The following is a 14,898-nucleotide window of genomic DNA, read 5'->3' on the forward strand; positions in this document are numbered from 1 at the left end:
CAAGCCGAACTCACGAAGCCGCTCGAGGCAACCGCTACGACGACAAATCCCCCGCGCGCTCGGTCGAGAGCGGCAGCTCGACGCAGAAGGTCGAGCCCCGGCCGACCTCGCTCGACACGCGAATTCGGCCGCCGTGCGCCTCGACGATGGTGCGGGTGATGTAGAGGCCGAGCCCGAGCCCCCCGTAATGCTTAGACGAGACGCCGCGGCGAAATCGTTCGAAGAGCTGCGCCTGCACTTCGGCCGAGATCCCGATCCCACGGTCGGTCACCGAGAGCCGCGCGACCCGATCTTCCCGGGTGATGGTGATGTCGATCGGCTGGCGTTCCCCGAATTTGATCGCATTGGTGAGGAGGTTGGTCACGACCTGCTCCAGGCGCTGCGGGTCCCACCGGCCGATGACCGGCTGCTCCGCGCGCACGGCGACCACGCTGCCTGACTGCGCGATCTGATCGCCGAGGTGGGCGACGACCTCGTCGACGAGCGCGCGCAGCTCGACGGGCGCCGTATACAGCTCGAGCCTCCCCGCCTGGATCCGGGAGACGTCGAGCAGCATATCGATGAGGTCGGTGAGGCGCTTGACCTGGCGGCCAGAGAGGGCGACCGCGGATCGCACGCGCTCGACGTCCATGCCCCGCGCGAGCCTTTTCCCCAGCGATTGAATGGCGAGCTGCAGGCTGGTGAGCGGGGTGCGGAGCTCGTGCGAGGCGATAGAAAGGAACTCGTCCCGCAGGTGCACGGCCTCCTCCGCTGCCGTGCGCGCCCGCCGCTCGTCCAGGAGGAGCTGATCGCGCTGCTGCTCGGCGCGCACGCGCGCGGTGATGTCGCGGAAGCTCCAGACCCGCCCGACCACGCGCCCGCCGAGGCGCTGGGGCTGCGAATAACGCTCGAAGACGCGCCCGTCCGCGAACGGGATGGCATCGACGCTGGACTCCTCGGGCGAGGCATAGAGAGCGCGGATCCTTTGCAGAAACGCCTCGGGATCGAGGACCTGGTCGCAGACGAACGTACGGAACGTGTCGTCCGACCCGGTGGAGAGGATCTCGTCCGGGATGCGCCACATCGCCGTGAACCTGTGATTCTGACACAGGACGCGCTGCTCGTCGTCGACGACCAGGATGCCGTCCGCCGTCGATTCGAGCGTGGCCTCGAGGAGCGAGAGGGAATGGCGGAGCACCTCCTCGGCGCGCCGTCGCTCCGCGTTCTCCTGCTGCAGATCCGCATAGAGGCGCGCATTTTCGATGGAGTTGGCCGCCTGGGCGGAGAGCAGCCGGATCACCTCGACGCGATCGGGGGTGAAGGCAGAGCGGGTGAGGTCGTTTTCGAGATAGATCACGCCGGCGAGGCGGCCCTTGTAGACGATGGGCGCGGCGAGCGAGGAGCGCGGCGCACCGCCGGCGAAGCACGGATCGCGCCCGAACGGCCCGTCGATCGCGAGGTCGTCGAGCAGGACGGTCTCGCGCGTCCGCGCCACGTACGTGACGACGCTGGCCGGCAGGTCCTTGCGGCCCTCGAGGGGCGCCGCGCCGAGCACGTGGACCGACGCATCCCGGATGTGGTGCTCGGCCACGACGACGAGCCGTCCGTCACGCAGGAGCAGGAGGACGCCGCGCCGCGCGCCGACGTTCTCGACCATGATGCGCATGAGCGCGTCGAGCAGGCGGTCGAGGACGATCTCGCCCGAGATGGCCTGAGAGGCCTTGAGCACCGAGCCGACGTCGAGCGCGGCGCCGGCCTGCGGGCTCCTCTCGCCGCGGAGGCTCTCGCCCGGGACGAGGTCGGGGTACGCGTTCTCGAGGCGCCGCATCGCCTCCGTCGCGCCCCAGCGGCCATACGCCTTGTGCGCCTTGGTCAGGTAGGCGCCGGCGATGGTTTCCTTGCCGAGCGCGCGGAAGCAGAGGCCCGCGAGCTCGTTGCCGAGCGCCTCGTCGTGGAGATAGCCGCCGCGCTGCGCGAGAGCGATCGCCTCGTCGTAGCGGTCCCCGGCGGCGCGCGCGTCGCCGCGGACGCGCTCGAGCTCGGCGCGGAGGAGGGCGCGGCGGTGCGCCAGGTTCTCCGGGCAGAGGTCCGCCCAGCGCGAGAGTTTTTCGGCGGAGACCTCGGCGCGGGCGAGGAAGAGCGCGCGCTCCGCTGGGGAGACGACGTCCGCCGCCTGCGTGAACGCGATGCCTGCGTAGCAATGGAACGCGGGGTTGCCATGCCAGGCCGCCACGGCCGGGATCTCGATGTTCGGCAAGAGCGCAGCGCGCGCCGCTTGCTCGAACAGGCCCTGGAAGACGCAGAGGATGACGATGTAGAAGTGGGCGAAGAAGAACGAGGCCTGGTTGTCGATGCGGCGGGACTCCTCGATCACCTCGTCGATATCGACCCACGCCCCCTTGAGCGCGGCGGGGCGCTCGGTCTCGACCGAGAGCTGGTGCGCGATCTGTCCGACCGCGCCGACCGCCCAGGTGATGGCATTGAACTCGTCGAGCTTGCGCATCGGCTGGTAGCTCCGCGCCTCGGCGAGGAGGTCGGAGAGCGGGAGGCCGCGCAGGAGGCTGTTCGTGATGCCATTGGCCGTGTTGTAGAACGACCAGATGTACTGGCCCGTTTCGAGCCCGGTGTGCATCCCGGCGACCAGCGACGCCTTGCAGGCGGCGTAGCCCTCTCGCCAATGCTGCACGAAGGCGCCCCACATATTGCGGAGCATCGCCTCGGACTTCTTGTCCGTGTAGCGGTCCGCGAGGTCGATGGCGGCGCGGCCGAAGCGGTAGCCGAGCGCGATGTCGCCGCGGGCGCAGAGGAGCATCCCGAAGTTCATGCAGCCGAAGATCGAGTTCTTCGAGAGCCCGTGGCGCAGCGTGTTCTCGAGGATCTTCGCGACCGTGATGCCGAGGTCGTTCGTGGCCAGGAAGTAGCAGGGGAGAAAGAGCTCCTGGAGCACGTCCTGCATGGCGAGGATCTCCGGGTCCGCGAGCGGCGGCAGGCCTGGCAGCGCCTCGATCGTCCTTTCCCGGACGAGATCCATCGTCGCCCGCACCTGGGCGTCGAGCATGGCGTCGTCCGGGAAGAGAGGCAGGTCGATCCCGAACGGGCGCAGGGCCTCGAGCCCCTCCGCGAGCGCGGCTGGCAGGTCGTTCTTGAGCACCTGCACGTTCATCTTGAGCCGCAGCACCTCGGTACGATCGAGCCGGCTCGCGGCCCGCTCCAGGCCTTCGGAGAGGATCGCGAGGGCGTCGTCATGCTGGCCGCAGAGCGAGAGCATCAGGGCGGCTCTCTTCGCGTATTCGAGGCGGAGCGGGTACTGTGACGCCCAGGCGTCCTCCGGAAGGTGCAGGAGGCCGAACTGCAGGTAGCGCAGCGCGGCGCCGAAGGCGGCCGAGTCCTCGGCGCGGCATGCGGCCTCGAGGCTCATGCGGGCGAGGTGCAGGCGCTCCGCGGGGTCCGACACGAGGTCGCCTGCGCTGTTCAGGTGGCCGACGACGTCGAAGAGGCTCTGGCTCTCCGAGAGGTCTAGCTTGCCCGCGAGCAGCCGGCCGATCCGGAGGTGGAAGGCGGGTCGGTCCGCCTCCGGGATCATCGCGTAGGCGCCCTCCTGGACCTTGTCATGGGCGAAGCGGTAGCCGCCGCGCCCGGCGATCACGAGCCCCTCGCTCACGGCGGGATCGAGGCGGGCATACGCGTCTTCCGGCGAGCACTCGTTCACCGCGGCGAGCACGTCGAGGTCGAACCGGTTGCCGATCGCCGCGGCGAGGTTGAGCGCCTTTACCGTCGCCGGCGGCAGGCGCGCGATGGTGCGCACCATGAGGTCTGCGACGTTGTCCGTGTACCCGAGTGCGTCGATCGCGGCGAGGTCCCAGCGCCAGCCTGATCCGGCTGCGTACGCGAGGACGCCGTGGTCGTGCAGCGGCCGGATGAACTCCTTGACGAAGAACGGGTTGCCGCCGGTCTTCTTCTGCACCGCATCGGCGAGCGGCCCACAGTCGCTGCGCTTGAGGCTATCCGAGAGCATCTCGATCAGGTGCGGGCGCGCGAGCGGGGTGAGTACGATGTTGCGCACGACGAGCCCGGCTTGCTTGAGCTCCTCGATCGCCAGGACGAACGGGTGCCCGGGCGATACCTCGTTGTCACGGTAAGCGCCGCAGAAAAAGAGGGCATCGAGCGAGTCGTCGGCGAGGAGCGCGCGGAGCAGCCCGACGCTCGCGGGGTCGATCCACTGAAGATCGTCGAGGAACAGGACGAACGGGTGCGTGCGCCGCGCGAACACCGAGACGAACAGCAAGAAGCACCGGTTCAGGCGGTTTTGCGCCTCGATCGGGCCGAGCGCCGGGACGGGCGGCTGCGGGCCGATCACGTGGGAGAGCGACGGGATGACGTCGCAGACGACCTGCGCGTTCGGCCCGAGCGCCTCGAGGAGCGCGCTCCGAAAGCGGAGGATGCGCGCATCGCTCTCGGTGAGGATCTGCCGCACGAGGCCGTCGAACGCCTGGATCACCGCGCTGTAGGGCGCGCCGCGGTTGTATTGGTCGTATTTGCCGCTCGTGAAATAGCCCTTCTGCCGCGCGAGTGGCTTCAAGATCTCGTGTACGAGCGAGGACTTCCCGATCCCCGAGTAGCCGGAGACGAGGACGATCTCACGGCCCCCCTCAAGCGCGCGCTCGAACGCGGCGGTGAGCGCCTCGATGTCATGCTCGCGGCCGTAGAGCTTCTGGTGGATCCGGAAGAGGTCCTGACGATCGCGCTGGCCCGCGACGAAGGGCTCGATCGTCCCCGTGCCGCGCAGGGCCTCGCGGCAGTGCTCGAGGTCGGCGAGCAGGCCCTCGGCGCTCTGGTAACGCTCCTCGGCGTTCTTCGCGAGCAGCTTGAGCACGATGTCGGAAACGGCCTCGGGGATGGTCGGATCGACGCAGGACGGCGGCGTGGGCGCGAGGGCGAGGTGCGCGTGAATGAGCTCCATCGGGTCCAGGGCCTCGAAGGGGCGCCGACCCGTGAGCATCTGGTACAGAATGACGCCGAGCGCGTAGAGGTCGGTCCGGTAGTCGACGCCGCGGTTCATGCGGCCTGTCTGCTCGGGGGAGACGTAGGGCAGCACGTCGGCGATGACCGCCGGCGCGTAGAGCCGTTCGTGCGCGTGGGTGATCTCGGCGTCGACGCCGAAGCCATTGATCTTGACCGCGCCGCGCGCGCCGACGAGCACGTTCTGCGGGCGCAGATCGCGGTGGACGAGCCCGGCCACGTGCACCGCGGCGAGACCTTCGGCGAGCGCGGCCGCGAGATCGAGCGCCTCGCCGACCGGCATCCTGCGTGACGGGCGCGCGGCGAGGATCCGCGCGAGATCGCGGCCCGGGAAGTCCTCGAGGACGACGATCAAGGAGCCGGCGAGCGCCTCGACGCCGCGCAGGGCGACGAGGCGGGGCGAGGCGAGGCGCGCGATGCGCTCGTACTGGTGCTTGAAGCGCACGACCTCGGCGCTGGTCGATCTTTCCGCGCACAGGATTTTCAGTAAAACCGGGACGCCGTCGCCCTCGTGGTATGCGCGGTACAGGGCGAAATCGGCAGTTTCCTCGATTTTCTCGCGGAGCGCGTAGCCTCTCTCGACGATCATCGAAAACCTTGCTCGCTCGCTCGTCAACGCGACGCACTACGACCAGCTACTTATATATTCCAAAGGGTGTGACTTGGCACCGGCGGAGTTTGGCCCACGCCCAGCTCGTGCGGCTCTTGGGTGTGCAGGCGCGTGAGGTCGTCAGGAAACTCCGAACGCCCCCTGGAGTCCGGACGCTTGGCGCACCCCTTGGCGGCCAGGGGTCTCACGGGAGGGGCGCTATGGGCAGCGTGGACGTGGTGCGTCCGAGCTGCGGAACAGGAGCGGCGTCGAAGTCGTTCCAAGAAGGGTTGATCGCGCCCCGGAGAATCCGCATCGCCGGCTTGAAGTCCGAGTGGACCGCGCCGACAGGCGTAGGACATCGCGCCACTCGCAGGAGAACCCAATCTCCGTCGTTCACGATTGCCACGGCTTCACCGCGACCCGCCCCCCGCACCCGCAGGCACACACGTGCTCCTTTGCATTTTCAGCTATCCTCCCCTTCTTCGCGCAGGTGGCGGCCGAGGGCCGGCTCCTGCCTGGCGTGATCAGCCGGGATCTCGACGGATACACCCTCTGTCACCGTCAGGCCCGCCCCCAGTGCAAGACCGAGATCAGGGTCGGCTCAACTCGCACCGTGGGCTCGGCATGCGCGAGCGACCTCGCTGAGAGCGCACGGCGCGGCGGGCGCGGGTGCGGGCGCGGGCGCGGGCGCGGGCGCGGCGGGCAGAGGCGCGTGCCCCGCGCACGGCTCAGACTCGGGCGATCTCCTCCGCGAAGATGCGCTCCATCGCCGGCTTGGGCCGATCCTCCGAGCCCGGCGCTCGCGTCGACTCGCTGCCGGAGCCTTGCCGCTCGTCGGTGCCCGCAGGTTCTACTGAGATCACCCGCGCGCGGTGGTTGCGTGCCGAAGCGCCCAAGAGGCCTCCGGAAAGTGCTGCCGGCAAGCAGCAGGCCTGTGCCGGGAGGCAAGCGCGGCGGCGTGCGCAGACGACGACGACGCGAAGCCGTGACCCCGGCGCCGCCGGGGCTCGGTCGCAGCGCCTGAACGCGCCGCTGCCCGCCGAACTAGCACAGGAGGGCACGCTGGCCTGATAGGTCGGCCGGACCAGCCCCATCGCGGGAAGCAGAAGGCCCACCATCCGCCCTGCGTGCCACCGCGCAACACCACACCGTCGGAGCATGCCTACCTCGCATCATGGGGACGAGCAGACAGTCGCGCCCCTCGGCGCAAGAGCGATATCGGCCCGAACGGCGCGCTCTGGATCGTCACTCCGCGCTCGGTTGCCCGCGTGGCTGAGGGAGGGTGGCGGGTCTATCAGCGGCCCGCGCGACCGCCGAAGCCCGCGCTGCGCAGGTGCAGCACGGGCAGCGCGGCCGGCTGCCTGGTAAACTCGCAGGCGATGGAACTCACGCCCGCCTTCACTTATCCCGCGCAGGTGCCCGTGCTGCTGCGCCAGCAGGGCTATGCGGTGCTCAGCCCGCAGGGCGTCGCCGAGCTCACGGGCTGCGACCTGGGCGAGCTGCATGCGCTGCGGCCCTCCTGGGACGACCTGCCGCCGGACCGCTACCTCAAGGACGGCGGGCGCTACCGCAGCCGGCGGCACTCGTGCTTCGTGGTCGAAGGCGGCGCGGTGCGCCAGGCGCCGCGTCGCGCGCACTGGCAGCCCGTCGAATACAACGCGCTGCACGGCGGCATGCAGCGGTGGTTCGAGCCGATGCAGCCGCAGGTGGTGGATCCGCCCGCCTGGGCGCGCCTGCTGCGTGCGCTCGGGCAGGTCGCTTCCGGCCGCAAGGGCGAGCAGCCCTGGTTCGTCGAGGCGCACCAGTTCCGCATCGATACGCAAGGGGGGATCGGCCGCCCCACGCCGGAAGGCGCGCACCGCGACGGCGTGGATCTCGTGGCGGTGTTCCTCGTCGGGCGTGAGGGCATCAAGGGTGGCGAGACGCGTGTCTTCCAGGCGGACGGGCCCGCAGGCCAGCGATTCACGCTCACCGAGCCGTGGAGCCTGCTGTTGCTGGACGACGAGCGCGTGATCCACGAGACGACGCCCATCCAGCCCGCCGGCGAGCTCGGCCATCGCGACACGCTGGTGCTGACGTACCGCGCGGGCGGCTTCCAGGGCGCCTGAAGCGGCGGAGAGCGGCGCGCTGCTCTGGTACCGCGAGCGTGGTGAAGTCTCGTCCAGGCAATGGCGCGACGTCGTCGAGGTGCTTCGAGTCAGCGGAGCCGAGATCAACGACCGCCATCTCAGCACGCGGGCTGAGCAGCCTCGCGTCGATGACCTCCTCACGCGCGCGCAAGCGGAGGCCGCTTTGAAGCTCGGCTCGCAATAACCTGCTTGAGAGATGGACCTCGCACCCGGATCGCGCTGTCCGACGCGACCCGGCTCGCCGCCGCCTTCGAGCTCGGCCGCCATTGCCACGCCGCCTGCGCGTGCGCGCGTGCCGACGAGCGCTGCTGACCGACATCGCCCGCCCCGCTCCGTCACGATCGCTGTATCCTGCCGATCTTCTCCGCCGATCCACACGGCCAGCCCTCGCGCAGCCCAAGGCGGTCGTCTCCCTGCGTGTCGCCGAATCATGCCCTCCCGACGCACCTGCGCTGCCGTCCTCGCCTCGCTCGCCGCGGCCCGCTGCGTCCCCGCCCCGACGCTCGCCCCGGCTCCGGCTCCGGCGGCCGCGAGCGGACCTCCTCCCGCCGCCCCTCACCGCCCTCTGCCCGAGGCGACCACCGCCAACGCCGGCGCGGTGCGCTGCCAGCTCCGCGGCCCCTCCGAGCTTGGCGCCCTGGCCGCCGGAGGCGCCTTCGCCCTGGGCTTCGGCGACCGCGGCGGGCTCGCGGTGTGGGCCGGCCCTGGAGGCGCACGCGCGAGGCCGCTCACGGCATTCGCGGAGACGGTGGGCGCCGAGGTCGCGCTCGCCTTGCCGAAGGACGCGGCGCCGCGGGAGGTGGTGCCCGTCGCCGGCGGCTTCGTCGTGCTCGCCCAGCGCCTCGTCGTGCGCCCGCTCGCCTGCGCGTCGCGCTGCGTCGACGCGACCTGCTCCTCGTGGCCGGCGGGCACGCCGCAACCGCACGTCTGTTCCCGGCCCTGCTGGCGCCCGTGCCCCAGGCTCGAGCCGGTTGGCCTCGTCGCCCAGCGCACCGACTCCGCAGGATGTGCTCTCGGCGCGTGGGTGCCTCTCCAGGGCGGCCCCTTTGACATCGAAGCCGTGATCCCCGGGATGGACCGCGCCTTCGCGCTCGTCACGGGCAAGGACTTCATCTCAATCCACGTGCCGGCCGCACGCGCGCCGGCCGTGCGCTCGTGCGCCGCACGCGCGCCGGCCAGCGACGCTCTCGAGGTGACAAGGAGCGAGCTGCCGGCCGCCGACTACGCGCTTCCCGTGCGAGGCTCCGGCCCGCCGACCCTCCTGCTCCTCGACGAGGGCGGCGCGCTGCGCGTCGTCGGCCCCGGCGGCGTGCGCTCGGTACAAGGCAACTTCACCGACGCGCTCTCCGGGCGGCTCCTCGACGCCCGCCTCCAGGCCCGCTGGGGGCCCGACGGCAGGATCCACGTCGCGCGGCAGGTCTGGCTGAGCTCCATGGATACCGTCCAGTACGCCGTCCTCGACGCTCCCGGCGCGGCCAGCGCCGGCGGCGCCCTCGACCACCTCGCGCTGCGCCCCGACGGCGCCGCCGAGCGCGGCGCGCTCCGGATGCCCTTCGCCGAGTACATCGAGCCACACGGCGAGCGCGGGCGCTTCCGGCGGCGAACGTGGCTCCATCGCACCGTCGGCGAGGATATCGATCTGCGCGCGGCCGATCCGGACGCGAGCGACGCGCGCGCGCGGGTCGCCTGGTCCGGCGAGGCCTTTGCGATCACCTACGCCGTTCCGCGTGGAGGCGTCGCGGCGCTCCGGGCGGTTGCCGCCGACTGCTCCGGCGCCAGCGCAGGCGGCAATACCGCGGAGACGCAGGCTACGCAGGACTGACCAGGACCCGAATCGACGGCGCCCTCCGCCCGCTCCGCCCGGGTCCGAAGTCCGGCGTGGGCTCGATCAGGCGGACGTGGACCGTCGCCTCGACGTGCGCGCCGAGATCGTCACCCTCGCTCCCGGAACGCTTGCAGCGCGCCCTGCGAGAACGCGGACGTGGCCGCACCCAGGCAGCCGAGCACCCTCTGCCAGCGCAGGCCGACGACGGACAGCTCCACGGCCTCGGCATTCAATGCGCCGACGTAGCCCTGCAGCAGGGTGACCATGCACATCAGCGCCGGCGGATACGGCGGCTCCCCTGCGCCCGTCGTCGGGTACATGCTCTCCAGCTGTTGCGTCACCGGGCCAGGCGCCGCCCCCGATCGGTGATGCCGTGGGCCCCTAACCGCCGGCGACTCGGCGGCGGAGGGCGCCCCGTTGGGCCACACCGGAGCCGCCCTCGGCGGTAAAGTTGGCGGAAACTATGGAATTCGTTGCTGTTTCCGGAGGCCGCTATTCATCGATCTGTTTCTCTGGCGGGACTCTTCCGCGGGGGTGAACCGTCGCGATCCGTCGCTTCCGCGGGATTTCGGGAGAGCGTGGCGACGGATCGCACCCGTTCGGAGGGCGTGGACCCAACCCGGGCCCAGCGGCCAAGCCCCGGGCTTGGGGAGCTCGCCGTGACCGATCCGTCGCGTAGGGCTGCGGTGGTCGCCTCGCTCGCCAGCACCCTATACCGCGCCGTCGCCCTCGGGGATGAGGTGGCGGCCCGGATCGTTCACGAGGCGCTCGGTCGGCTGCTCGGGCTGCCGGTGGCACCGGAGGGGTGAGCAAGCTTGGGCCGAACGTCGAGCCCGCCGCTCGCGTCGACTCGCTGCCGGAGCCTTGCCGCTCGCCAGTGCCCGCAGGCTCTACTGGGATCGCCCGCGCGCGGCGGTTGCGTGCCGAAGCGCCCCGGAGGCATCCGGAAAGTGATGTCGGCAACCAGCAGGCCTGTGCCGGGAGGCAAGCGCGGCGGCCATGGGCGATAGCCCGGCGGGTTATGGAGAGGCCCGCCCGTCGAGGTTATTTCACGGCTATTTCAGGGAGCGTCAGCGCCCCTGGACCTCGAAGTTGGTCACGCCCCAGCCCTCATCGAAGAGGCCGGTCAGCCCAGCCGCGGACAGGTCGAGCGCGAGGTCGGGCGCGGAGTGCGGGAAGACCAGCTTCATGCGGTACACGGAGTCGCCGTACGGATAGGCGAGGGTGTTCACCTCGCGCGCTCCCGAGCCGGCCAGGCTCCCGTCCAGCGGATAGCTCTGGGAGCTCATGGTGTTGGAGAAGGTCCCGCTGAGCAGCTCGACGCCGTCCGCGGACGCGGTCCAGACGCTGGGGCCAAGGGGACCATCGCCATCCCAAGCGTTGACGAGGTAGAGGTCGAAGCTGACGGTCAGCTCGGTGTGGGGGGCGAGATCGTTGAGCGTCAGGTTCGCCGTCTCGTTGCCGAACTGCCCCAGGAAGGTGCGGTCTCCGAGCGGGATCACGCTGGTGACGATGGACTCCCACTCCGGGCCGATGGATCCGGTGAAGTTGTTGAAGTAGACGCTGCGGGGGCTGTTGATGAGCGGCCCGCCCTGCCCGTGGTTCGCGAGATCCGTGGCGGTCTGCTGGGCCGAGGCGGCGAAGCTCGGGTCGCCGGTGAGGCCCACGTCGAGGATGCACGTCTGCTTGATGGCCTCGTCGGTGATGCCGGCGCAGGCCAGCTCGCCCGCGGCCCTCTGCGCGGGGGTCAGGTCGTTGAGCCACACCGGCTGCGCGGTGCCGGCCGGATTGCCGCACGGCGTGCCCTGATGGATGAGCGCGACGTCGCCCTGCGCGGCGTCCACCCGCCAGACGTCCGCGTAGCTGTTCGTGTCCTGGTACATCTCGAAGAACGTCAGCGCGCTGCTCAGCGCGCTGCCGTCCCGGGCCATCATGAACTCGTTGGTGGGGTCGTTATCGGCGTTCCCGAAGAGGCCGAGCATCCTGCCCACGCTGGCCTGCGGGACGAGGAAGAGCGTGTCCAGGTACAAGCCGAGGGCATAGCTCCTCGGATACATCGCCAGCCGCTCTCCCGTCGGCCAGGCCAGCACGGTCCTGCCGCTCGCGGACCGGTAGACGCTCCCGCCGCCGGCGAGCGCGAGCGCGCCGCTCGACGGCACCACCGTCGGTTGCCCGTTCAGGTAGAACGCGCCGTTCACATGGAACTCCACGAGATCGCCCGCGATGCGCGCGCCCACGGCCCGGCCGGTCGAGATGCCCGGCGACACAGGGCACTGCCGGATCTGGATCTCCAGATCGGGAGTGGCCGCGCTGGTCGCCAACACGAAGTCGCCCTCCCCCTGGAAGTCGAAGGCGACACGATCGAAGCTGACGTAATGGGGGTCTCCGTTGCAGCTGGCAGCCTTGCACGAATCCGAGGTGTCCACGCGGCACCCCTTCATGACCTTGACGAGGAGGGCGTCGCTACCACCGCCGCCGAAGGAGTGACCGCAGAACGGCGCGTCCGTCCTGCCCGTCAGGAAGACGTTGCCCCTCGGATCGACGGCGACGCCTTGCGCCGCCTCTGTCGCGTCCGTGCCGATGTACTCGGTGCGCAGGTGTGCCCCCGCCGCGCTGTACTCGCGCAGGTACATGTCCTCGCTCCCGAGGGACGCGTCGGAGTCGAGGTCGCGGGAGGTCTGGCCGGTCAACACGACAGATCCACCGACGACGGCCACCGACGTAGCGGAGACGTTCTCGCTCGCCGCTGTCTGCCGGATCCATTGCGTGGTGAGGCTCGCGTCCAGCTTGGCGAGGAAGGCGTCATACTTCGTCGAAGAGGCATAAGAGGGGAAGTTCCCGTTGGTCGTGCCGGAGACGTAGACGACGGTCTGACCCGACTCCACCGCAGTGGTCAGGCTGAACGCCTGGTCTTGGAGGTTCGTTCCGAGGAGCGCCACCCCGCCCAGAGCACCGCTGTCGCTGTAGCGGGCGACAAAGGCGTCAGCGCTGCCGCCCGCGTACGGCTGGCCTGCCAGCGCGCCGGTGGTGTAACCGGCGACGTAGACCTGCCCATCGGCTCCGACGGACACGCTGCGCGCGATGGTCGTCTTGTTGTTCACTCCGAGCTGCCTGGTCCAGACGAGATTGCCGCTCGCCGAATACTTCGCCACGAACAGCGACGTGGTGCCGTTCGTCGGCGGCGGGTTCACCCCGGCGAGATTCCCGCCTGTGGAGCCCACCACGTAGACGCTGCCGTCTGGTGCGTGGGCCACAGACCACGCTTGATCCACCGCAGCCGTACCGAGCTGGCGCCGCCACGCCTCGGTCCCGTTTGCGTTCAGCTTGACGAGGAAGGCGTCCGAAGATCCCTTGTGCTGGCCGCCCTCGATCGCGCCGCTCGTGTGGCCGACCACGTAGAGCGGCTCGTTGCCGCTCGCGGGGCACTGGGCCGAGGAGACGGCGACGCCCGTCGCCTGGTCGTTCGCCGACGTGCCGATCTGCGCGCCCCACACTAGTTTCCCGTCCTGCCCGACCTTGCGGATGAAGGCGTCACTCGCGCCGCTGTTCACCTCGCCCGAGATGGCCCCGGTGGTGGACCCGACCTCGTAGACGGCGTCGCAGGACGCGGCGACCGCGTTCCCGAGATCCGCGCCGGTCGTGGGCGTCTCGTCATGCCACGTGAATCCCTCGAAGCTGGGGCAGGTCACGTTCTGCAAGGGGAGCGGGAGGCCCTTCAGGCGATCCCCCCCCATGGGGTCGAACGGGAGCGTGGACAGGGGGGAGTCGTCCTCCTTGGGCCTCAGCTCCTCCTCGGTCGCGCTGGTATCTTCGTTCAGCTCTCCGGCGGGCGCGAGATCATCCCCCTCCGCTCCGGAGCCGTCGTCCCCGGAGGAGATCGGCGCAGCCTGGTCGGGCTGGGGGCCTCTCGTCGAGCCCACCGGCAGAGGATCGCCGGTCGAGCCGCTGCAAGCGGCGACGCCTGCTGCCAGGATGCACACGGAAAGCGTCTCACAATGAAATCGTTTCATGCTTGAACCTCGCAGTAAATGATGTCAACTCGACATGGCCCTGAGGCTGGGGAAAACCGATGTTTCATTCTCTTTGTTGGTTGCCCCCGTACTATCCAGCCTGTGTGAGGCCGCGAGTCCGGCCTTGACGCCGCCTGCCCTCGACGAGCGCGTGTTCCTCGCCGCCGAAAGCTCAGAGCTTCCGGATAGCCCCTCATCGCGCTCCGATTCTCGCGGGGGTCGCTGGGGCCATGAGCAACGAGCGTGCCTGACCTTTCAAGCTTCAGATCTGCACCACCTAGCCGCAGGCTAGCTCCTCGGCTGAGCCCGTACCGCGCGCAGGTGAGCGCCGCTCCAGGGACGGGATTGTTCCGCCTCCGTGCAGGGGGCACATGCGGCAGCGTGCTCGTCACCCAGGGACGCAGCGCTTCATCCAGGGACGCGGGCGCTATCGCCCCCAGTCCGGCCCGCGCCCGCCGGACTTCTTGCGAGGACCCGGTAGTGTCTTGCGCGGCGCCGCGGTCCGAGCGGTGGCCGGGGACGTGGGGCGCGCGGGCGCGGCGCTTCGCGCTGCTGCCCCGGAGGGGACGGGCGATGCCTGCGCCGGCGCCAGGGAGGCGGCGTTCGACGCGCCCGCGTCCGCGCTCGGGCCGAGCGGCAACGGGGCCGGCACCACCGCAGGAGCCGCCGCGGTGCCCGCCTCGGGCGCGCTCGCGCTGGCGGGGGCCGTGTCGTGGCCAGCGTCCCGCCTCCGCGCTTTCACACCGTCAACTACGCGGGGGTGCTCGTCCCGGCGAGTCCATGGCGCAAGCGCATCGGACCGCGCCCTGCGAAGCCAGAAGAGTCTACGAAGGCGGACGATGACGCCGCTCCGAAACGCAAGCGTGGCGGCTATCGGGCGGTCGACAAACAGCGCCGAGCTCTTCCGCCGCACATTTGCGATCGATGTCCTCGAGTGCCCAGCTTGCAAGGTGCGGATGAAGCTCGTCGCCATGGTCACTGAGCCCCGGAACATCGTCCGCTTCCTCTGCGCGCTCGGCGAGCCGACCGATGTTCCAGCACGCTCTCCCAACCGGGGACCACCGTACTGGAAAAGCACCGTTGTGCGCCGCAAGGCGCCCGGTGACTCCGTATAGCGTCTCGCGACGCGCCTCCCGGGCCAGACCAACGCCCGGACGGACACGTGTGCCCACGGCACGCCGATGCGCCCCTTAGCGCGCGCGGCGCCGCCTGGACCACGCTCTTTCGACCCAGGACCGAGCCATCACGACGCTCGCGGTCCCACCCTTTCGCTCTGCCGCGCTACACTTCCTCGCGCTGCGATCCGGCTTGATTTGCCTACGCGCTCCGGCTTGATTTGCCTAC

The 14,898-nt window shown here is 70.3% G+C and carries 7 protein-coding genes; 3 read left to right on the plus strand and 4 right to left on the minus strand.

All coding sequences use genetic code 11. The features are described from left to right. Positions 1–34: 34 nt before the first annotated feature. Together POL72_RS44975 and POL72_RS44980 are read right to left on the minus strand one after the other, a co-directional pair. On the minus strand, positions 35–5,587 hold the full coding sequence (locus tag POL72_RS44975; protein WP_272103075.1) for an AAA family ATPase: 5,553 nt from the start codon (positions 5,585–5,587) through the stop codon (positions 35–37). 731 nt (positions 5,588–6,318) lie between these two features. Next, positions 6,319–6,453, minus strand: coding sequence for a hypothetical protein (locus POL72_RS44980; protein WP_272103889.1), 135 nt, complete (start codon positions 6,451–6,453; stop codon positions 6,319–6,321). Positions 6,454–6,717: 264 nt separating this feature from the next. Here POL72_RS44980 and POL72_RS44985 point away from each other — a divergent pair, with 264 nt between their 5' ends. Beyond that, positions 6,718–7,698 (plus strand): 2OG-Fe dioxygenase family protein, encoded by a 981-nt coding sequence (locus POL72_RS44985; RefSeq protein ID WP_272103076.1) that lies wholly within the window; start codon positions 6,718–6,720, stop codon positions 7,696–7,698. A 451-nt stretch (positions 7,699–8,149) separates the two neighbouring features. Next, positions 8,150–9,541, plus strand: a complete 1,392-nt coding sequence (locus POL72_RS44990) for a hypothetical protein (RefSeq protein ID WP_272103077.1) — start codon at positions 8,150–8,152, stop codon at positions 9,539–9,541. A gap of 110 nt (positions 9,542–9,651) precedes the next feature. Here POL72_RS44990 and POL72_RS44995 read toward each other — a convergent pair whose 3' ends face one another. Continuing rightward, entirely contained in the window at positions 9,652–9,885 is a 234-nt protein-coding gene (locus POL72_RS44995; RefSeq protein ID WP_373372322.1) for a transposase, read from the minus strand. Between the two features lie 318 nt (positions 9,886–10,203). Between POL72_RS44995 and POL72_RS45000 the strand changes: the two genes are divergently transcribed. After that, positions 10,204–10,353 carry a hypothetical protein gene (locus tag POL72_RS45000; protein WP_272103078.1) on the plus strand — a complete coding sequence of 50 codons (150 nt, stop codon included), beginning with the start codon at positions 10,204–10,206 and terminating at the stop codon, positions 10,351–10,353. 261 nt (positions 10,354–10,614) lie between these two features. Here POL72_RS45000 and POL72_RS45005 read toward each other — a convergent pair whose 3' ends face one another. Beyond that, entirely contained in the window at positions 10,615–13,554 is a 2,940-nt protein-coding gene (locus POL72_RS45005; RefSeq protein ID WP_272103079.1) for an SBBP repeat-containing protein, read from the minus strand. Positions 13,555–14,898: the final 1,344 nt, after the last annotated feature.

The organism is Sorangium aterium (assembly GCF_028368935.1).
Lineage (GTDB): Bacteria > Myxococcota_A > Polyangia > Polyangiales > Polyangiaceae > Sorangium > Sorangium atrum.

What these genes read in the sequence shown, in the direction of transcription:
- POL72_RS44975 (WP_272103075.1), bottom strand. Translation starts at nt 5,587, where the DNA reads ATGATCGTCGAGAGAGGCTACGCGCTCCGCGAGAAAATCGAGGAAACT.
- POL72_RS44990 (WP_272103077.1), top strand. Translation starts at nt 8,150, where the DNA reads ATGCCCTCCCGACGCACCTGCGCTGCCGTCCTCGCCTCGCTCGCCGCG.
- POL72_RS45005 (WP_272103079.1), bottom strand. Translation starts at nt 13,554, where the DNA reads ATGAAACGATTTCATTGTGAGACGCTTTCCGTGTGCATCCTGGCAGCA.